This window comes from Myxococcus qinghaiensis (assembly GCF_024198215.1).
In the GTDB taxonomy this organism is placed as follows: Bacteria; Myxococcota; Myxococcia; order Myxococcales; family Myxococcaceae; genus Myxococcus; species Myxococcus qinghaiensis.
Map to the genome: position 1 here is coordinate 438452 of NZ_JAKCFA010000009.1, position 19896 is coordinate 458347.

The window sequence follows — 19896 nt, forward strand, 5'->3', positions numbered from 1 at the left end:
GTCAGATGCGCACGCCCAGGAACAGGCCGGGCCACATGCGCGTACCAGTGGGCCCTCGTCCCGTCTGAAACTGCGGCATCCACGTCATTCCCTTGTCGGGATTGTCGTCCGGCGGCGTGTAGGCATTGAGCGACACTCCGCCAAAGAGGGCGAAGCGCCGCTTCAGCTCCCAGCCCACGCTGCCGCGCAGGCGATAGAGATTGTTCTTCGTGCCGTCACCGAAGAGCTTGGGCTGCCAGCCGCCGAGGGAGAGGTCCACGTCCGCGTAGTAGCGGTCCCCGTCGCCAAGGGGCAGGTGTACGCCCACGCCCAGCGACGTGACGGTGCGCCAGGAGTCGTCTCCCTCCAGCCCCTTCATGCCGATGCTCGCGAGCACGTGCACTGTGCGGCTGCCGTACTTCACGCCGACCGACAGCGGCGTGACTTCATCCGTCCAGATTTCGAAGGCGATGCGCCCCTTGCGCACCAGGCTGAGCAAGCCAATGGGCACCGACACGTCATCGGCGATGTTGATGAAGCCGAGCTGCACCCCACGCACGTTGCTCGCGACGTTGATGAGCCCCACCTGCGCGCCCGTCACGCTGCCGGCCAGATTGAAGACCCCAATCTGCGCGCCCGTGAGGTTCTCCACCATGTTGACGCCGCCGACGAGCTGGAGCCCATGCATGTCCGCATCCGAGCGGTTGCCCACCGCGGCCAGCTGGAACCCGGAGAAGGAGCGCTCCGAGTAGTTGATGATGCCCGCCAGCTGCACGCCCGTCGCGCCGCCAAAGGCGAGGTTGCCACCCGCCGCGAGCTGGAGTCCTAGCGCCTCGCCGCCAGTGACGTTGGCGATGCCCGCCAGCTGCACACCCTCCATCGTCCCGTCCACCCAGCCCAACCCCGTCGCCGCGCCGAGGCCTCGGAGCTGGAACGAGCGCACCGCCAGCCCCCCCAACGCGATGTTGTTGAGGCCACCACCGCCCCAGAACGCGCTCGTGGACAGCGGCGGCACCAGTGACAGGTTGATGGGCACGGAGGGCATGTCCTCCAGCACTCCCTCGCGAGCGAGCGGCACATCCGACGGCACGGCGCCACCCCGCGCCGCCGTGCGAGTCAGCGTCACCGGCACGAAGTCACCGACGCGCAGCTCCGCGTCACCCTTCGTCCCCACCAGCAGCTCCGCCTCGAAGCGCTGCGTGGGCCGCTCCAGCGTGACGTGGTAGCGCCCCGCCTCCAGGCCCAGCGAGAGCCTCCGCCCCGCCTGCTTGTGCAGCTCCGCCACCAGCTGGTTGCCCCAGTCGCGCACGAAGAGGCGGCCCTGCACCTCCTCCGCCACGCGCAGGCGCGCGTTGGAGCCGCGCAGGTCCGTCATCACCAGATCGCCACTGCCCGCGAGCTGGATGTCATAGGCCGCGTGCTGCGGGCCGCCCTGCGAGCGCTCCGTGCGCGCCAGCGTCTCGTGGAAGGCGAACTGATACGCCTCGTGCAGCGTGACGCGTCCATCACCCGTGGTGTCCGCCGCGCCGCGCAGGCCCGTCACCAGGAAGTGCGTGAAGAAGGACGCGCCGATGGTGTCCGACTCCTGCGCCACCTCGTCCGCGGAGCTGGAGGCGAGGTACGCATGGCCTCGCACCTGCGCGGAGACGTCGGTGAGGAACGACGGACGCCGCAGCCCGCCCTTGTAGCGGGTGAGCGCGCCGGAGCCACACGAGTCGAGGATGGCGATGCGCACGTCCACGGGCACCAGGCCCATCAGCTTGCGCAAATCGCCGTAGGTGACGCGCTCGCCGCGCGGCAACAGGCCGTCCGCATCCGAGTGGCCCGAGTAGTACACCACCAGCTCACGCCGCACGCCGGGCACGGCCGCGCCATCCACCAGCGTCTTGAGCCGCTCCAGCGCGGACAGGAGCATGTCCCGGTCCGCCTCCAGCAACAGCACGCGGTCCGCGGGGGCCACACCGCCCAGTTCCTCCAGCACGCGCGACATGGCCAGCGCGTCCGAGCCCGCATAGCGCAAGCGCTCACGTCCGGGCCCGCCCTCACTGGAGCCGACGACGAGCGCGAAGCGGCGCAGCGCGGCGTCAGGCTCCTCCTCGCGCCGAGCGGCCCCCGAGTCCGAGCCCCACGACACCAGCACCATCGCGGCCAGCACCCCGGCCGCGCGTCCCCACCCGCGCGCTGTGCTCCGACTCATCATCCGCTTCCCACCCCGCTCCAGCCTCGGCCCGGCCTCGCGTGAGCACCGAGGGCATACCCCGGATGGCCGCCCCCTTGCGAGCCATCCCCTCCAGCGCTACGGAGACCAACGGGCCTTGCGGATGAGCCAGGTACTGCCTCCTCGCCCGTCCCGCGCCACGGCCCAGAAGGTGACCTCCTGAGCGACGCCGTCCTTCTCCGGCGGCTCCCACTCCACGCGATGCCGACCGGGCTCGCCATTGAAGTCCGCGCCGCCCGTCTCCTCGTCCGGGATTTCTCCCAGCGACGCGTGCCAGCTGATGGACCAGGCTTCCTTCAACGACACGGCCTCCCTGCGGAACCCGGGCACCACGTAGGCCTCCTCCAGGGCGGACACGTCCTCGGCCGTAATCACGAAGGGCCCCTGTCCGGTCAGCTCAGGCAGCGCTTCCTCCGCCCACGGCTGGCCCTCCAGGCGGAGCCCCTGCAGCTCCGGCTGCTGGTTGGGCGCCATGCCCGGCACGAGCGGGCAGGAGAACACCATCAGCTTCTGCGCGTAGATGGCCTCGCTCCCCGCGGTGAGGTTCAGCACCAGTGGCATGCGCAGCCCGCCGAAGCCCTCATAGGGGTCCGCCTGCCGCACCTTGTCCAGGAGCAGCGTGCCGTCCGACAGCACGCTGGCACCGGGCCGGATGGGCACCACCAGCTCTCCCGGCGTCATTGTCCCCTGCGCCAGCTGCACGCGCTCGGCGGTGTTCTCACAGAGGGTGTCCTCCGGGTCCGCGCAGGCCCACAGGGTGTAGGCGATGGAGCGCCCCTCGCCCTTGGGGTCCACCACCAGCGCGCGGTAGGACACCTCGTTGGTGAGGACTTCGAGGGCCTCCGCGGTGAGCTCACACGTCGGAGCCATCAGCTCCGGACGCTCCACGGCGATGCCCAGCACGCGAAGGTCATGCACGTTCGACGGCTTGTCATCGGGGTCGACACAGGCGACGGCGCCCAGCGTGAGCAGCAGCCCCCCATACTTGAGCCAGGTGTTCATCAGAAGCTTCCTTTCACGCCCAGCACGGGGAGGATGGGGATGCCCGGTATCTCCATCTCGTTGCGATACCGGTAGTCATTGAAGACGAACTCGACGTTCTCCGCGTTGTAGAGGTTCTGCACGTCGAGATAGAGCGCGAGCGTCCAGTTGTCGAAGCGCCAGCCCTTCTCCACCCGGACGTCGAGCTGGTGGAACGTGGAGGTCCGCGCCGAGAGGTGGCGGCCGTACGTGGGCCCGTAGTTGTTCGAGTCCGAGTTGTAGACGTCATGCGGATGCACCAGCGGCGTCGTCGGTCGTCCCGTGGTGAGGCGGAAGCGTCCGCCCAGCTCCCAGCCATTGCCCAGCACGTAGTTGGCCACCAGCGTGAGGATGTGCGTCTGGTCCCAGAGGCTCAGGCCGTAGGTCTGCTCGTTCACGACGGGAGGACCATCGTCGCCGAAGGCACCGTCCACCCGGGGCTTGGCGCCCGCGCGACCGTCCTCCGCGTGGCTGAGCGTGTACGACAGCCAGCCGTACCACTTGTCCGTGGCGGCGGCGCGGTCCTTCTTCACCATCAGCTCCACACCGTAGGCCTTGCCGATGCCCGCGTTGACGAAGCGGTCCTGCGTGAAGCTCCCTCCATCCGTCGCTCGCACATCACCCGGCGCCACCACGTTCTCGAAGCGGCGGTTGAAGAAGCCGGTGACGTCCACGTTCCACACGTCCCCCAGCCGCTGCTCCACGCCGAGGCTCGACTGGAACGCGCGCTGGTAGCCCAGCAGGGGGTTGCCGTAGGGGGAGAAGATGAACTGGTAGGTGTCCGCCGGCTGGCTGTAGAGGCCGAGCGAGCCCTTGAGCGAGGTGCGCTCGGTGGCCATGTAGCGGACCCACAGCCGAGGGTCCAACAACAGGTTCCGCGTGCCGCCCACCTTCTGGAGGTTGCCGCGCACGCCCGGCGTCACGGTCAGCGGTCCCCACTTGAAGTCCATCTCGGCGAAGAGCGCGCCGTCGAAGCCGTTGATGGTGAGCTTCTCGTGGATGAGCTCCGCGACGGGGTCATTGCCCGGGAAGGGCACGTACTCGGTGCCCTCCGGAGAGGGGGCCTGCACGTCCACCTTCACGTGCTCGAAGTAGACATCCAGACCGGTGCGCAGGGTGAGCGCGTCGGACAGCTCCAGCGACACCACCTCGCGCGCGCCCAGCGAGTAGATGGAGTCGTTTTCGATGTACTGGCCGAAGCTGATGTCGAAGTAGTCCACACCCACGTACGGCGTGAAGACGGTGGTGAGCGGTCCCTTGCGGTACGTCCAGTCGCCCTTCACACGGTGAAAGACGGTGTGCGTGTCCAGGGAGATGTCGCGGTTCTCCTCCTCGCCTCCGGACACCAGGCGCAGCTTGTCGTCGCTGCCGAAGGCCATGATGTAGCCGGTGCTGCGCGCGGCCCCCGGCTCCGGCGTGGAGCCACGCGGCGCGCCGAAGTCCACGCGGAGCTGGTAGTCCCAGTACACGGGGACGATGGAGAGCGTGGAGCCCTCGTCGTCCGGCAGCACCATGGGCAGCAGCGTGTCGATGTACGAGCGCCGCGCGGAGGCCGCCACGCTGATGCCGTCGGTGATGGGCGCCTCGATGAAGAAGCCCGCGTCGAGCAGATCCACCTTCACGGACCCGTGCACCGTGTCCGCGGCGCCCTTGCGCGTGGCCACGTCCACCACGCCGCCCACCGCGCGGCCGTACTGACTGCCGTAGCCGCCCGGGAAGAAGTCGAGCGAGTCGATGAACTCGGCGTTGACCACCGACGGTCCACCGAGCAGGTGGAACAGGTTGGGGATGCGCACGCCGTCCATCAGCGTCGCCGTCTGGCCCGGGTTGGAGCCGCGCACCAGCAAGTCGCCGGAGATGAAGGGCGCACGCGCAACGCCCGGCAACGTCTGGAGGACGCGGATGGGGTCACCGAACGTGCCCGGCGTCTTCTGCGCCTCCTCGCGCGTCACCGTGCGGCGGACCACTTCCTTCTTCGGCCGCTCGGAGCGCACCACCGTCTCGAAGGCGCTGCCGGCCGGAGCCAGGTAGAAGTTCACCTCCGTCGTCTCGTTCGCCTTCAGCGTCTCCTTCGTCTGGTAGAGCTGATGGCCGGAGGCGATGACGCGCACCGCGCACTCACCCGGAGGGACTTCGAGGGTGAAGCGGCCGTCCACGTCGGACACGGCCTCGGTGGCCTCCGCATCGTCACCGCAGCGCACGGTGGCGCCGGCCACGCGGGAGCGGCTGCCTCGGGAGATGAGCTGACCGGTGAGCGTCGCCTTGGGCGCCTCGGGCTCCGCGGCGACCTGGCCTTCGGGCGGCGGCGGCGCGTTGAGGGTGAAGTGGTAGACGTACTCCACCTGCACCGGCGCGGGCACACCGTCGACCTCGGCGGGCGTGAAGCGGAACTGGCGCACGGCGGCGATGGCCGCCTCGTCGAAGCCGTGTCCCGCCAGCTCCGCGGACTGCACGTCTGTCACCGCGCCGTCCTCGGCGATGGTGATGATGAGGCGCACGGAGGCGGTGAGGCCCTGCGCGAGCGCCTCCGCGGGGTACTGGGCTTCGACCTGCTGCACCAGCGCCGGGGGCTTGGTGATGGTGGGCTGCGCGGCCGGTGGTGACTCGGCGGCGGGGGCTCCGGGTTGCGGCGCCTGCGCGAGCGCCGGGGTCGCCACCCAGAGGGAAGCGGCGGCGAGCGCGGCGCGGGCTTTCACGTTCGAGGACATGGGGCTTTCAAGGACAGGGGCGTGAAGGGAGTCGGGCTCCCGCCGACAAAGGGACGGAGTGAAGGCGTGCTGGAGGAGCCGGCGAGCGTGGACGGGCCGTGGATGTGGAAGGGGCCCACCGGTGCACTCCCCCGCTCCGACCCTCTCTCGGCGGGAGCGGGTGTTCAATCGAGCAGGAAGGTATAGGCGTACTTCATTTCCGTGGACACTGCTTCGCCTCCCTTGATGGCGGGACGGAAGCGGAAGCGGAGGATGGCGGTGCGCGCGGCTTCTTCGAGTCCGTGCCCAGGGCCATTCAGCACGCGCGCATGCACCACGCGTCCCTCGGGGTCGATGGTGATGGACAGCGTCACCGTCCCCTCGACTCCCGCGCGACGTGCCTCGTCGGGATAGGGAATCTTCACCTCGCTGGCGAGCTGCGGCTCACGGTCCACCTGGTAGATGGGCGTGTACTTGGGCGCGCTGTAGGTCTTCACCTCTTGCGGCGCCTTGGCCTTGTCGGCGGTGCGGCCGTAGAGGGTGTTGCCCACCGGCGCAGCGAAGCCTCCCGCGCTCGTCGTCGAGGACATGGAGATGCCGACCACCAGGGGCGCCGGCTTCGCGCTCGGCGGAGGCGTCTCGTTGGGCGGAGGCGGCGCATCCACGGGAGGCGGAGGCAGCGGCCGAGGGGCCTCGGCGACCTTGATGGGCGGAGGCTTCACGCGGACCTTTGGAGGTGGAGGAGGCTCGGGCTTCGGCTCCTCCACCACGGGGGGCGGGGGCGGTGGAGGCTTTGTCACTTCCACCATGACCAGCTCCACGGGACGCTGCGGCGCGGGACGCTCGGGTGGGCGGGTGTGCAGCACCACCAACCCCAGCCCGTGCAACACGAGCGAGCCCGTGACGAACCCCACGAACAACCCGTTGCCACCCCGTCGGGGGAGGACGACACCACTGTCGAGCACGCTCGTACTCATGGCCTTCGCGTCAGCCCCGGGGCGCGGGCGCGACGTCCTTCTCGATGTTGAGCGCGAACTTCGCGATGCCGTGGCCCTTCACCGTGTCGATGAGCCGCATCACCTGTCCATACGCGATGCTCTGGTCGGCGCTGATGATGGCGCGGGTGTCCTTGTCCTTGGCGACGGCCTCGGCGACCTTCGTGGACAGCTCCGCCTCGCTCACCGGTGCGCCGTCGAAGTAGAGCTTGCCCTCCTTGTCGAGCACCACGTTGACGAGCCCCTGCACCGTCTCGCCGCCGTTGGCCGCGCGGGGCAGGTCCACCTCCACCGTCTCGCGGACGATGAAGTTGGCCGTCACCATGAAGATGATGAGCAGCACCAACACGATGTCCACCAGAGGGGTGACGTTGATGCCAGTGATTTCTTCGTCGTCCTGCTGCGCGCCTCCGGCCATGACTAGCGGACCTCCGCGCGCAGGCTGCCGACCAGGGCGTGGCCCAGGGCGTTGGCGCGACTGGTCAGCGTCTTGAGCTGACGGTTGAAGATGTTGAAGGCGACGACGGCGGGAATCGCGACGGCCAGGCCCACCGCCGTGGCGACGAGCGCCTCGGAGATGCCGCCCATCACCGTCTGCTGGATTGCCGCGCCCTTCACGCCCGCGGAGCCCAGGTCATGGAACGCCTTGATGATGCCGAGCACCGTGCCGAACAGGCCGATGAACGGGGCGTTGTTGCCCAGGGTGCCGAGGAAGGAGAGGAAGCGCTCGTACTGGGGGCGCTCGCGGGCCATGGTGGAGGCAATCACCTGCTCGACGGAGTCAGCGCCCTGCGCGGCGGAGGCGAGGCCCTCGCGGATGATGGCGGCCTCCATGCCCCGGCGTCCCTGGATGGCCACGCGGACGGCCTCGAGCTCCCCGCGCGCCAGCCGCACCGCGAGCGTCTCCGAGTCCGGGAGGCGGTTGCGGGAGAAGTACACGGCGCGCTCCAGCATGATGGCGATGGAGAGCACGGACAGGACGACCAGGATCCACAGCACCCACTCGGCGGAGGTGAGGGTGACGCCGAGCAGCTTGCTGCTGAGCCAGCCGAGATTCTCGGCAGGGACCTGGGCGATGACCGCGATGGACGACATGGAGTTCTTTCCCCTCTCGAAATGCGTTGGCGCGAACGGAACACCGAGGGCTCCGGAAAGTGTTACCGGGTTTATTTTTCGGGGCGGTCCGCTGTGCGCGGGTGTAGGCCCGGTGCGGGCAGCCTCGACGCGCTGGGAGTGCGGGGCGACAATGCCGGCCATGCAAGGCAAGAGCGTGGTGGTCACCGGTGCTTCCATGGGCATCGGCGAGGAGCTGTCGGTGGCGCTCGCGGCGCGGGGCGCGAATCTGGTGCTGGCCGCGCGGAGTGAGGACGCCCTCCAGCGGGTGAAGCAGCGGTGCGAGGCGGCGGGCGGGAAGGCCATCGCGGTGGCCACGGACGTGGGGGACCCGGAGGCGTGTCGGCGGATGGTGGACCGCGCGGTGGAGGCGTTCGGCGGAGTGGACGTGCTCGTCAACAACGCGGGCATCTCCATGGACGCGCGCTTCGAGGACATCACGGACCTGACGCTCTTCGAGCGGCTGATGCGCATCAACTACCTGGGCGCGGTGTACTGCACGCACCATGCGCTGCCGCACCTGAAGGCGCGGCGCGGGCTCCTGGTGGCGGTGTCCTCGCTGACGGGGAAGACGGGCGTGCCCACGCGCTCGGGCTATGCGGCGAGCAAGCACGCGATGAACGGGTTCTTCGACTCGCTGCGCGTGGAGCTGATGGGGACGGGCGTGGACGTGACGGTGGTGTGCCCGGGGTTCGTCGCGACGAACGTCCGCGCCAACGCGCTGGGCAAGGATGGAAAGCCGCTGCAGGTGAGCGCGCACGACGAGACGGAAGGCAACATGGACGTGGGCACGTGCGTGTCCATCATCCTGAAGGCCATGGACCAACGTGAGCGCGAGGTGGTGATGACCACCAAGGGCAAGGTGGGTCAGTACCTGAAGCTGTTCACCCCAGGCTTCCTGGACCGCATCGTGTTCAAGGCGATTCAGGAACGGCGGAAGTGAGCGGAGCGGGAGGCTGCCGGCCTAGGCCGCGCCCGAGTGGTAGCGCCGTTGTATGCCGCGACCACTCGAGGTGTCTTTCGGTGTGAGGGAGGCAGCGAATGGAGGTGGACGCGGTGGTTCGAGAACTTGTGGCGCGAGGACTGTATGCGCGTCCTGCTCCATTCGCCTTTGAAGAGGCCTTGTTTGTCAGTAGAGAAGACCTTCGTTTCGAGGCCGAGGATGGGCTTCGTGGATGGAAAGAGTCATTCCTGCTTCGTGGCCGCGATGCTCACTGGGTTGTCAGCAGGAGCTCGCATGGGGTGAAGCATTTGGATGAGGTTGTATTTCCAAATCTGGATGAGGTGGTGCGACATGCGCACTCTTTGTTTGATCGAAGTGTCTCGTCCTTGATGGGAGATTCGTGACCGTCGTTTTGAATGTGGCTGGCTGGTGCGGGAAACGTGGCTGCCCCTGTGTCAGGGAAGAACTTGCCGTCGGTTGACGGGAGATGACTCTTCGACGCGCGGCGACAACCAACGTGGCCGAAGGGCTCGGCATGGCCCGATGGGGCGATGACGAAGCGACCCTCCGGGAGGTCTACCCCGAGGCCTATGTTCGGCCGAGGCCAGGGGTCGGAGCTCCCCTCATCGTCCCCAGCTTGTTCGAGGACTCGTCCTCCCCTGGAGTGAAGGGGTATTTTTTTCTAGGCCCGCGAGGGGTCGAGTACATCGTTCTCAGCGAGAACTCCGAGATGGATGGGATGGATGTTCTCCCCTGTGTGCATGGACTCGCCCATCGCTTCGGCTTTGGGCCCGTCACCGACTCGAAGCGACAGACGTGGGTGGTAAACGGGTCGCAAATCTTGCTCCAGCTTTGCGACCCGTTCGAGGAGGGAGCCTCGATTTCCGAATTTCTCCTACGGGTTAATCATCCAGGGACGATTCAGCCTGACTTCCGAATCTTTGAGGCTCAGCCATTGTGGCCGAGGCGGGTAGCGCAGCCGCTGCCCGCCAGGGACCAAGCTGTGCTGCCAGCGTCTGTTCGGTCAGACTCATTCGTTGAATGCCCCTTCTGTGGAAGGGTGTTCAGCCTCACCGATTCTGCGAGATGGGATGGCTCGCGTCACCTCACATGCGGCCAGCGAATCCAACTGGAACCATTCTCAAATTCCTGACAGGACAGAGGCCCATCGACAGCACGTCAGGTGCCCCAGCGTCAGCGGGCACTGCGGCTCGACTGGGCAGGCCTCCTCAAACGCAGCTTCAAAGAGGACGTCCTTCTCCGCAGTTGGTGCGGAGGGACGGTGCCGTGTCGTCGCCTACCTCGTCCACTCGCCCGCGCCCAGGCAGGTGCTGGAGCACTTGAAACTGCCCGTGGACCTGCCGCCTCTTGCAGCAGCACCAGGGCCGCTACGGCCAGACTTCTCGTAGTAAGGCCCCCTCACTCCCCTACCCCAAGTGTTTCGAACCTGGGGTTGGGACCTCGCCCTCGTGGTCTCCAAGCCCATCAAGCAAGCGCTCGAACGCGCCCTGGCGACGGGCGTGCGCTTCAAGGAGGTCTAGCCTCGCTCTGGCCCCTGATTCGACTTCCATGACGCGACGTGTCACACTGCGCGTGGAGGTACTGAATGACGACTTCGGAAGCCGCTGAAACCCCAGACTCCGAGCCTGGGTTGCCGGTGGTCTCGTCCTCTCCCGCCGACGCTGCGCTGCCCGCTCCGCCCAAGCCGCGAGTGGGCAAGGTGGATCTGGCGCTCGGCGTGCTCAACGGCGTGCTGGGCGACTACCTCCACCGCCAGAACAACGCGCTCGCCACGCCCATGGGCCTGTACCACGAGGGCCGCTCCCTCCCTGTCGAGCGCGAGGCCCTGCGCGCCGCCCATCCCCACTCCACGGGACGCGTGGCCCTCTGGGTCCACGGACTCGCCGTCACCGAGGCCGTCTGGGCCTTCCCCGCCGAGCCCACCACCGACTACGGCTCTCTCCTGGAGCGCGACGCCGGCTTCACCCCGCTCTACCTCCGCTACAACTCCGGCCTGCACATCTCCGACAACGGAGAGGCCCTCGCGCACCTCCTGCAACGCCTGGTCGCCGAGTTCCCCGTCCCCATCACCGAGCTCGTCCTCGTCGGCTACAGCATGGGTGGCCTCGTCCTGCGCAGCGCCTGCCACATCGCGTCCGAGGCGTGCCTGCCCTGGCTCTCCCTCGTGCGCCGCTCGTACTCCATCGGCGTGCCCCACTTCGGCAGCCCCCTGGAGCGCATGGGCACCGTTGTTGCCCAGGTGCTCCGCGCCGTGCCCAATCCCTACACCCGCCTCGTCGCCGATGTCGTCGACCTGCGCAGCAGCGGCGTGAAGGACCTCGGTGTCGCCCGCCTGCGCCGACAGGACTGGGAAGACACCACCTCACCGTGCACGCCCCTGCTCCCTCCGCCGGGCATCGCCCACCACCTCATCGTCGGAGCGCTCGGCCAGCAGGGACAGTGGTTGTCCGCGATGTTCGGCGACGGCGTCGTCTCACTGGCGAGCGCTTCCGGACGCACCGGCCCTCGTGATACGAGCCCGCTGTTCCCCCCGGAAAACGTCAAGGTGGTCGCCGGCATCGACCACGTCTCGCTCGCCCACCACGCGGAAGTCTACGCGCGGCTGCGCGAGTCGCTCGCTGTGGAGGTCGCATGACTCGCCTACGTGGTCTGAAGGACCTGGTGCACGTTGCCGTGGAGCAGGGCGCCACGGCGGTGGAGCGCATCCACCGCTCCAGCGCCGCGAAGCCCTTCGAGGTGCTGCGGCTGATTCCCACGCTCGACGCACCCGTGGGCGCCCTGCAATCCCTCCATGACGCCGCCCTCTCCGGCACGTATGGAATGGTTCGCTGGGTCAACCGCGCCGTCGACGGGACGCTGGACGTCGCCCTGGACCTCTTCGAGCAACGCCAGCTCTCCCAAACAGAAGCTCAGGGTTCGTCGAGCACCGACAACATCCTCGGCAGAACGTCGGAGAACGTGTAGCTCCAGCAACTCATGTTGTGGCCGCCGTCGCACCCATACGGCTTCTCGCCCGGCGAGGGGCGGCCATACATCTCGTAGTGATGCGGAACCCCAGCGGTGTTGAGCACCTGGTGGAAGCGCTCCGTCGCCGTGGCCGGGACTCGCTCCAGCAAGTCTCCATCCCAGGTGCCCGAGCCCGTGTAGAGCGCCACCGCCACGGTCCGCGGCCTCGCCGCGCACTCCAGCGCTCCCACGTCACCGGCTTCGTGCAGCGGTCTGCCTCCGCCAGCACCCGCAGCTTGTACTCCGCAGTGAAGCCTCGCCGCCTGGCCTTCTCCACCACCTCGGTCTCCCTGACCCGAGCCTCTTCCACCACCGGATCCATCGTCCCTGCCTAGGTCGCCCTGCACACTAAAATGCCGGGTACGAACTGTCTCACTCACCTTGGCAGAGAGGGTTGCCTTGTCGTGACCTGCGGTTCGCCATGAAGCGATTGTTCCACAACTGTACCTATTTTCGCCATGCGGAGTTCTACAACTCTGCGAGGAGCGCACGGGCCTCGGGATCGGCTTCGAGTTCTATGACGCGCTTCCGGATGGACTCCGTAAGAAGGCCGTTCTCCCCGAGATGACGGGCAGCATTGAACCGCCACCTATCGTCGTGATGCATCGTTGCGACCCAGCCAAGAAAATGCCGAGCCTCATCCTGATGCCGTTTGAGCGCGAAGTTGACGGCAGCTTCCCATTCCTCAAACGGAACCTCCTCCATGGCCTCCGAGACTGCGTCGACGGCCCCGCCCTCCTCAAGCAGACGAAGCGCATGCCCCAGATGCCAGTGGTATACCCAGTCCCACGGGTAGATTCTTCGACCTAACCCCAGCCAATCCCACTCCAACGCTTCTTCCACGCTGACGATCTCCAAATGTATCGATACGTGTGCGCCCGCCGCTCGGCGCGGAGATGCCTTCGTGAACCGCGAGCTAGTTACAAGCACTCCGATTTGGGCACCGACATCGTCTAAGAAGCTAATGAACGACTCAACATCCACGATGTCGAGGGGCTTCCGCCAATGCTTTGCATCAACCACTAGGAATGGGGCCCCCTCGCCCCGGCGGAACACAGCAACGTCCAGTTGCCGCCCCTCACCCGAGTGACGACCGATGAAGTAGTAGTCGTCCTCTGCTGAAGGTTCGACCCGGAAGTGCGGAGGTGGGAATTCGCGCAGGAACTTCTCCACGACTGCGCGCTCGTATCGCTTCCAGTCCATCTTTTGAGCATACCGCCGTGGGCACCAAGGCAGCGACAGTCGTCTTCTCGCCGGCCAAGCATCTTCGCGCACAGCCGACATCACTCAAGCTACGGAAACGCCACCCCGGTGAGAACGATGCTCCGGGTCCCAGCCGCGTCCCACAACTTGAGGGTGAAAGTGCCTCGAGTCTCCGCTTCTGTCGCCTCCGTCTCGATCACGACACGCCGGTCCTCCGTAGAAAAGCTGATGGGTTCTGCCTGCCATGGTGGCGACACGCGCAGTGTGCGGCCGCCTGGGCCGACCAATTCCGCTCCCACGGCCTCCCAGGGCGCAGCCCCCCTTGCAAACTTCCAGCACCAGCACTGCGGCCACCAAACCCCGGTCGTGTCCCTATAAGTGTGTAGATGGCGAGACAGGACGAAAGTGTGTAGATGGCGAGACAGGACGAGAGGGAAAGAGGGAAGCTCCTCGTTGAAACCAACCGAGACGGTCCTCCTTTGGAGAGGAGGCCGAGGAGCTCCCCGCCGGGCGTCGGACGTAACTGCCATGTACCGCAGGAATTGGCGTCTTGCAGGGAGGACATCGTGCTCCCGTGCCTTCCATGCGCACATCGAGGACTACTCCCGCCGCGCTATCGCGGTCCACTCGGTCCACCCGACACCCAGGAAGTGGGAATAGCGTTTCCATTCCCAGGGTGTATTCGCCTCGCTGGCAGCTTGCCGCATCTGCCTACTCTCCGGAGGGGAACCACACGATTTGCGGGAGAGCCGCAGATGCGGATCAAGCCCACCCTCCGACACACGCCATCAGCAGGGCGCCCCCCCAGAGACTCGTCACGGGACGCATTCACTGGACTCTCTCCGGCGCCATGCCGGATCAGGTGACCCGTGAGAACCACTCCCCCGTGGAGAACTGGGCTTCCAGCACCGCGGCCAGGTGCGTGTCCTCCAGCAGCACGCCCACTTCGATGTTCCGTGTCTGTCCCCGGTTCGTGAAGTTCGCGGACGTCACGAAGACCCACCGCGCGTCCACCACGACGCATTTCGCATGCAGGCTGGCGAAGACACCCCTCCTGGGTGAGAAGCCGTGGCACTCCGGAAAGGGCGGACCGAAGGGCCAGTGCTCCCGCAGGAACTCCGAGGCCACCGGTGCGCTCGCATAGAGCCTGCAACTCACGCCTCGCTGGAGGGCTTCGTGCAGCGGCCCCAACACGTCCGCCGCGTGGTCGAACGTGAACCCGGCCACCAGCACCGTGCTCGTCGCCTTGTGGAACAGGTCCGCCAGCACCACCGCCGTGTCGCGAGCTCCGCTCCAGCGGGTCTCCGGCCCCGTCCACACCAGCTCTGGCCGCCGGGCACCCGCGCGCCGCTCCACGAGCACCGTGTCCAGCAGCACCAGCGTTGCCTCCCGTCCCAGCGCATTCAACGCCGCGACCTCCCCCGTCAGCCGCTCCAGCCCCTCTCCCTGGAGCGCCAGTCGGGACAACGGAAACCCGAGCCGCCGCGTGCCCACCACCGCCTTCAGCCGCTCCAGGTCCAGCGTCGCCACCCCGCTCAGGTCCACGGTGTCTTCAGGAAGGCGACGTCCTCGTGGCCCAGCGTGGGCACGACGAGCGCTCGGTCGAGGTACTGGTTGAAGCGCTCGCAGGAGCACTCGGGGAGGAAGAGGCACCCGTGGCACGCGGCGCCCTCCAAATCACGGTCATCACGGCCCGTGGGTTCGTGATGCGCGCAGACGGGGTCGTTGGAGCACAGGCGCGCGTCCTCCAGTGCCCGGGCAAGGTGCTGCCCCAGTCGCCGGCCCTCCTCCACCAAACCGCCCAGCGTGCCTTCCGCGCCCGTGGTGCCCGTCATCAACAGGATGCCCGCCATGGGGACCGCGTCGCTGTGCGGCGCGCAGTAGAGCCGCTCGCGGATGGAGCTCGCGGGATAGCCACACTCCAGCGCCACCTCCGTCATCAACAGGTGCGCCAGCGAGTGGAGCAGGTAGAGCCGCACGCCCGGGAAGGGGAGCTTCGAGCCGGAGCCCTGCTTCCAGCGCTCATATCCCGCCCTGAGCACCTCCTCGCGCCGCAGCACGGGCTCGGACAGCTCCCAGGCATGCACCTGCTGCTCGTCGAGCACCAGCAGCATGCCCTCGCCCTGCATCTCCGTGACGGGGACCCAGTCCCGGTGGAGCGACATCGGCGCGAGCGCCACGTCCAGGTCGTAGCGGCCCTGGAGGTCCTTCGACAGGGGCTCCAGCCGCGTGAAGCCGACCTGGGCCTGGACCTCCCGCAGCCGTCGCGCCAGCACCACGCGTTCGACCAGCGAGGGCAGTCCCTGGGGCCGAGCGATGCGCCGGGCCCAGAAGACCTCGGTGCGGTCCCGGGGCATCTCGCCAGGCTTCTCCTGGGGCTGCGCGAGGAACTGGAGCCACTCCGCGGTGCGGATCTCCGGGACGGCTTCGGGCGTGTGCTCGCGCTCCGCCTGGATGGCCGCCAGCACCTCCGCGTCGGAGGCGGAGCCGAGCGCCGCCCGCACCTGGGCAATGGTCCGGAAGGCCGGCAGGGTCTCCGCGGTGGCTGACTGGAGGATGCTCCACGCGGACTGCACCTTGCGCCGGAGCGACTCCGGTTCAGGGATGGTGATGGCACTGGTGGTCTGCGCGAAGTAGCCGTTGCTGGCGGTGCGGACCAGCAGTCGCTGCTTCTCGTCGCAGCGCTCCCGCGCCTCCAATCCCAGCCACGGCCGCTCCCCGTCGCAGCGGTCCTGCTGCTCCTTGTGTGTCATGTCGATGAGGCGCCTGCGCTTGCCGCACGTCGAGCACGCGACCTCGATATCACTGAAGTCACCGCTCACGCCCTCCTCGAACTTGAGCTGTGGGGCGTCGCAAGGCTTGCGCTCGTGCATCCACCAGCTCCAGTCGATGTCCGACAGGTGCCCCCGCGGACAGGCCGCGACGAAGCGCACCGGCACGCAGCGCTCGGGCTTCGCCTCCACACCCGCGCAGCGATGACGGTACTCCTGGCTCACGCGCTCCAGGCTGTTGGCCCGCACCAGCGTGCGGCAGTGGGGGTTCTGGCAGACAAACCAGCGCGGAAACTCATACACCTGGATGCCGCAGGACTCTGTCGGCTCCCGCTCATCCCCAGCGGGGGGCTTGCGGAAGGGGGCCTCCTTGCTGAGCGGCCACTTGTTGCGGTGGTAGAGCGGTTCGACGATCTCCAGCAGTCGTGGCTCGTTGACCACCTCGCCCTGGCCCTTGAGACGCCAGAAGTCCAGGCCACCCACGAGGACCGCGTCGGTCAACAGATCCAGCATGCTGCCTGGACCGAAGGTGGAGACCACCTGGCTCTGGCGCACGCGCCCATCCGGCGGCCGCGTCGAGCGGGCCTTGCCCCATTTCCTACGGTTCGTCATGCGCTACCTCCACCGTCGCTGCCTTCGGGGCGCGGTAGCCGCCCAGGGGTTGACGTGAAATCCACAGGTGCACCGAGGACTCCACGTCACGCATGGACGTGGGCGCGTCGAACTTGAGCTCGTCCTGGGTGAGGTTGTCGGTGGGGTCCAGGAAGCCGCGCAGCAGGGGCTTGAGCCCCTTTCCCTCCGGGTCGTAGGGCGAGTACGCGCGCTGGGCGGCGTCCTTCTTCGCCTGCTCGATGATGTTGCGCCACGAGTCGAGCAGGCTTCGCGCGCGCTGCATCACGATGCCGCTGGCGCGCTCCGACTCCTCCTTGGGCAGCCCTCGGCCAGCGCGCTTCGCCAGGGTTTCGAGCGCCTGCTCCAGCGCGCCCCGGTGCGCCTGCAGGGACTTCCACTCCAGGGGCGCCGTCATGGCGGTGTCCAGCAGCCGGCCCAGCGCTACCACCACGCCCGCGAGCCCCCGGTCGAGCGCCGGTGCCGAGAAGGGGGTCACCGAGGTGGCTTCGACGAAGCGATAGAACGACTCGTGGTACGTCCCGAAGCGCTCGTAGTGGCTGCGGTCTCGGGGCTTGGCCGCGTTGAGGCACGTCACCACGAGGCCGGGCTTGTTCAGCTTGCGGCCCACGCGGCTGGACGCCTGGATGTACTCGCTGGTCGTCTTGGGCTGTCCCGCCACGACCATGAGTCCCAACCGGTCGATGTCCACGCCGACGGAGATCATGTTGCTGGCGAGCACGACGTCGATGCTCTGGGGCTGGCCGTGCGTAAGCTCCAGGCGGCTCTTCGAGGCCTTGATGTCAGCGGTCTTCTCCCGGCTGGTCAGCTCGATGGGCTCGCCGCGGATGGTCCTGCCCCGGTACCAGGGATGCTCGGCCTCCCTGTCGAAGTCCTCTGGACGGCGGCGGACGCGGTCCATCACCAGTCGGCGCACCTCGTCCTCGACCAGTCGGCGCATGCCGCCCAGTTCGCGCAGGCTGTTGAAGTAGCCGACGAGCGTCAGGTACGGGTCCGCGCTCACGGCGCCGTGGAGTTGTTCGCCGCGCGCGGCGGCGGCGAGCAGGCTGACATAGACGCGCAGCAGGATGGCCTTCATGGGCCGCCCGGGTGCCGCCACGCCCACGTATTGGCGCGCGCCCTTCTTGCCCACGGAGGCGAAGAACGTCTCGGAGGCATCCACGCCTGGCGGAGGGAAGAGCGCGACGTCCCGTCCATAGAGGCGACTCACCTGTTGCCGGGAGCGGCGCACGGTGGCGGTGGAGGCCACCAACTTCGCCCGGGGCGCGAGCGTCAGGACGGCGCCTTCGTAGAGGCCCACCATGGAGCCCAGCGGGCCGGAGATGAGGTGCAGTTCGTCCTGCACGATGAGCTCCGGGGGAGGCAGCCCCTTCGGGAGCATCACGAGCGCCGCCTTCACGTCCGCGGCGGCATTGCACGGGCCGACGAAGCGCTTCCCGGTGCGACCCAAGACACGACCGAAGAGCAATCCCGTCTCTCCTCGCCACGGCAGCATGGCGAACTTGTCCACGGTGGCGACGAGGAAGCACGGCAGCTCCCGGTAGATCTGCTCGTCGACGAAGAGGACGGGGAGCCCTTCCGGGTTGCGGCCCAGGTTGAAGGCGCACTCGATGTTGGCGCAGCCGACGAGCACTTCCTCGGGTCTGGACCTGGAGGGCCGGAGGATGAAGCACTCCCGTTCGAACGGCGTCGCGCACCAGGGACAGGTGGCGAGCGGGAAGGGAGATTGCGCGCGGGCGCTGTTGTCGTTCTTGTACTCGGTGATTTGCGTGGAGGCCTGCTCCAGCGTGTTGGCGGTCGCGGAGCGGCCGACCCACAGCCCGATGGAGAAGCGCACGGCTCCCAGGCGTTTCGGCTCTTGCTGGCGGAGCACTTCGAGCGCGCAGATGAGTGTCGAGGCGCGACCGAGTTGGTCGAGTGTGAGCAGCCGCAGCGTGTAGCGCAGCAGCACGGCCACGCCCAGGCCGCCGTGGAGGTGGGCCTGCCCTCGGAGGCGGCGCAGGAGCAAGGTGAAGGCAATGAGTCCCAGGTAGGCCTGCGTCTTTCCGCCGCCGGTGGGGAAGAAGATGAGCTCCACGAGCTCACGGTCCGCGTGGCCTTCGTGCTCGACGGAGGGGAGGTTGAGCAGGATGAAGGCGAGCTGGAAGAGACGCCATTGAGGCGCTTCTTCCTGCCGCACCTTGCGTTCCGCCTGGGCCATGACGCTGTTCATCCAGCGGAAGGCGTCGAAGGCGAGAGGTTCCCGTGTCAGGAGTTGGATGCCCTCCTCGATGCGGTCGGCCGCGCGTCGAGCCCTGCGGATGAGCTCATCCCGTGTCTCCTCGCGGCGTTCGCTGCCGACAGCGAGAGTGGCCTGGGTGGCCACCCATTCACGGTAGGTCCGGACCAGGGGGAGCAGGGCCGCTACAGCCTCCGAGGGGAGCGTGAACGCGGCGAGCTGCTCCATGCCCACCGTGACTTCGTCAATCCGCCGCGCTTCGACAGGGAGCACCTCGACGCGTGGCAGCCAGTCCGTTTCCACTCGGGTGACGGGGACGGAGGTGGATGGGACGCGCACGGAGATGCCATGACCCACGGCCCACCGCTGGCGGTCGCGGAACTGTAGGTCGTTGACGCGGTCGTCGTCGTCCTCGCTCCTGGCGTCGCTGGAGTCCTGTCGGCTGACGAAGCCCTGCTCGCATTCCAGGGCGAGGTGGGTCTGGAAGGCATAGGCCTCGTCCCGGTCGACGGCGGTGCTGGTGGGCGGGCGTGCGTTGACGAGGAAGATGGCGACCGCGAGCTCTCCTTCACTCGTCTTCTCCACGTGGCCTTCCAGGCGCAGGCCCCCGCTATCCTGAAGGTACAGGCCTTCCCGCAGCGCCGCGTCGTTCAGGTGCAGGGTGACGGTGCGTTGGTGGAAGGTGCGGCTCCACGGCTTGCGCTCCTCTGCTTCGAGGCGCTGGTAGTCCGCCCAGCAGACATGGGCGGTGAGCTGGGACGTGCCCGCGGGGACGAAGACGGACAGGCCCATGGAGGCGGGCAGGCGGCGCACCTTCTTGGCGCTCGGGTCGGGGCGGGAGGCTTCCTCGTTGTCCTCGTCATTGCCCGCGGCCAGGTCGTCGTCCTCGTCGTCGGGTTCGTCCTCGATGACGCCCTGGTCGAGCGGGACGAGGAAGCCCGTCAGGTACCAGCGGGACGGTGGCGTGCGGAGCACTTCGGGCGCGTCCGAGACAGGAGCGCCTGGAGGCTTGTGGAACGGACCCACGAGGTCCGCTTCGAGCGCATCGATGAGGTGGGAGCGGACCGCTCCCGTGTCTGGGACATTCATGGG

14 protein-coding genes and 1 pseudogene are annotated in these 19896 nt (G+C 67.8%); 4 read left to right on the forward strand and 11 right to left on the reverse strand.

The genetic code is table 11. The annotated features are described in order from the left end of the window. Nucleotide 1: 1 nt before the first annotated feature. From LZ199_RS19750 to LZ199_RS19775, 6 genes are all read right to left on the reverse strand, one after another. Entirely contained in the window at nt 2–2179 is a 2178-nt protein-coding gene (locus LZ199_RS19750; protein WP_253995275.1) for a caspase family protein, read from the reverse strand. Nucleotides 2180–2275: 96 nt separating this feature from the next. Then, nucleotides 2276–3199 (reverse strand): hypothetical protein, encoded by a 924-nt coding sequence (locus tag LZ199_RS19755; RefSeq protein ID WP_253995276.1) that lies wholly within the window; start codon nt 3197–3199, stop codon nt 2276–2278. Continuing rightward, on the reverse strand, nt 3199–5925 hold the full coding sequence (locus LZ199_RS19760) for a TonB-dependent receptor (RefSeq protein ID WP_253995277.1): 2727 nt from the start codon (nt 5923–5925) through the stop codon (nt 3199–3201). The genes LZ199_RS19755 and LZ199_RS19760 overlap by 1 nt, the downstream gene beginning before the upstream one ends. Nucleotides 5926–6089: 164 nt before the next feature. Next, nucleotides 6090–6881: an energy transducer TonB gene (locus LZ199_RS19765; protein WP_253995278.1), complete on the reverse strand. Its 792-nt coding sequence runs from the start codon at nt 6879–6881 to the stop codon at nt 6090–6092. A gap of 10 nt (nt 6882–6891) precedes the next feature. Beyond that, nucleotides 6892–7317, reverse strand: coding sequence for an ExbD/TolR family protein (locus tag LZ199_RS19770; protein WP_163863039.1), 426 nt, complete (start codon nt 7315–7317; stop codon nt 6892–6894). 2 nt (nt 7318–7319) lie between these two features. After that, nucleotides 7320–7994 (reverse strand): MotA/TolQ/ExbB proton channel family protein, encoded by a 675-nt coding sequence (locus tag LZ199_RS19775; RefSeq protein WP_176435522.1) that lies wholly within the window; start codon nt 7992–7994, stop codon nt 7320–7322. Nucleotides 7995–8145: 151 nt separating this feature from the next. Between LZ199_RS19775 and LZ199_RS19780 the strand changes: the two genes are divergently transcribed. From LZ199_RS19780 to LZ199_RS19790, 4 genes and pseudogenes are all read left to right on the forward strand, one after another. Beyond that, nucleotides 8146–8955, forward strand: a complete 810-nt coding sequence (locus LZ199_RS19780) for an SDR family oxidoreductase (RefSeq protein ID WP_253995279.1) — start codon at nt 8146–8148, stop codon at nt 8953–8955. A 1433-nt stretch (nt 8956–10388) separates the two neighbouring features. Further along, a pseudogene (locus LZ199_RS47125) lies at nt 10389–10496 on the forward strand (imm11 family protein); the annotation flags it as partial. Nucleotides 10497–10561: 65 nt separating this feature from the next. After that, nucleotides 10562–11611: an esterase/lipase family protein gene (locus LZ199_RS19785; RefSeq protein WP_253995280.1), complete on the forward strand. Its 1050-nt coding sequence runs from the start codon at nt 10562–10564 to the stop codon at nt 11609–11611. Beyond that, complete coding sequence (locus LZ199_RS19790; protein ID WP_253995281.1) at nt 11608–11940, forward strand: hypothetical protein; 333 nt, start codon at nt 11608–11610, stop codon at nt 11938–11940. Before LZ199_RS19785 ends, LZ199_RS19790 begins: the two co-directional genes overlap by 4 nt. Here LZ199_RS19790 and LZ199_RS19795 read toward each other — a convergent pair. The 5 genes from LZ199_RS19795 to drmA all read right to left on the reverse strand — a co-directional run bounded on the left by LZ199_RS19795 (nt 11886) and on the right by drmA (nt 19893). Beyond that, nucleotides 11886–12173, reverse strand: a complete 288-nt coding sequence (locus LZ199_RS19795) for a hypothetical protein (RefSeq protein ID WP_253995299.1) — start codon at nt 12171–12173, stop codon at nt 11886–11888. The two genes, LZ199_RS19790 and LZ199_RS19795, sit on opposite strands and share 55 nt — an antisense overlap. A gap of 277 nt (nt 12174–12450) precedes the next feature. Next, the gene (locus tag LZ199_RS19800; RefSeq protein ID WP_253995282.1) at nt 12451–13155 is read right to left on the reverse strand and encodes a restriction endonuclease; all 705 of its coding nucleotides are present in this window, start codon (nt 13153–13155) and stop codon (nt 12451–12453) included. An 888-nt stretch (nt 13156–14043) separates the two neighbouring features. Then, nucleotides 14044–14730 carry a DISARM system phospholipase D-like protein DrmC gene (gene drmC / locus LZ199_RS19805; protein WP_253995283.1) on the reverse strand — a complete coding sequence of 229 codons (687 nt, stop codon included), beginning with the start codon at nt 14728–14730 and terminating at the stop codon, nt 14044–14046. Further along, nucleotides 14721–16568: a DUF1998 domain-containing protein gene (gene drmB, locus LZ199_RS19810; RefSeq protein ID WP_253995284.1), complete on the reverse strand. Its 1848-nt coding sequence runs from the start codon at nt 16566–16568 to the stop codon at nt 14721–14723. Before drmB ends, drmC begins: the two co-directional genes overlap by 10 nt. Then, complete coding sequence (gene drmA, locus LZ199_RS19815; RefSeq protein WP_253995285.1) at nt 16555–19893, reverse strand: DISARM system helicase DrmA; 3339 nt, start codon at nt 19891–19893, stop codon at nt 16555–16557. The genes drmB and drmA overlap by 14 nt, the downstream gene beginning before the upstream one ends. Between the last annotated feature and the right edge of the window lie 3 nt (nt 19894–19896).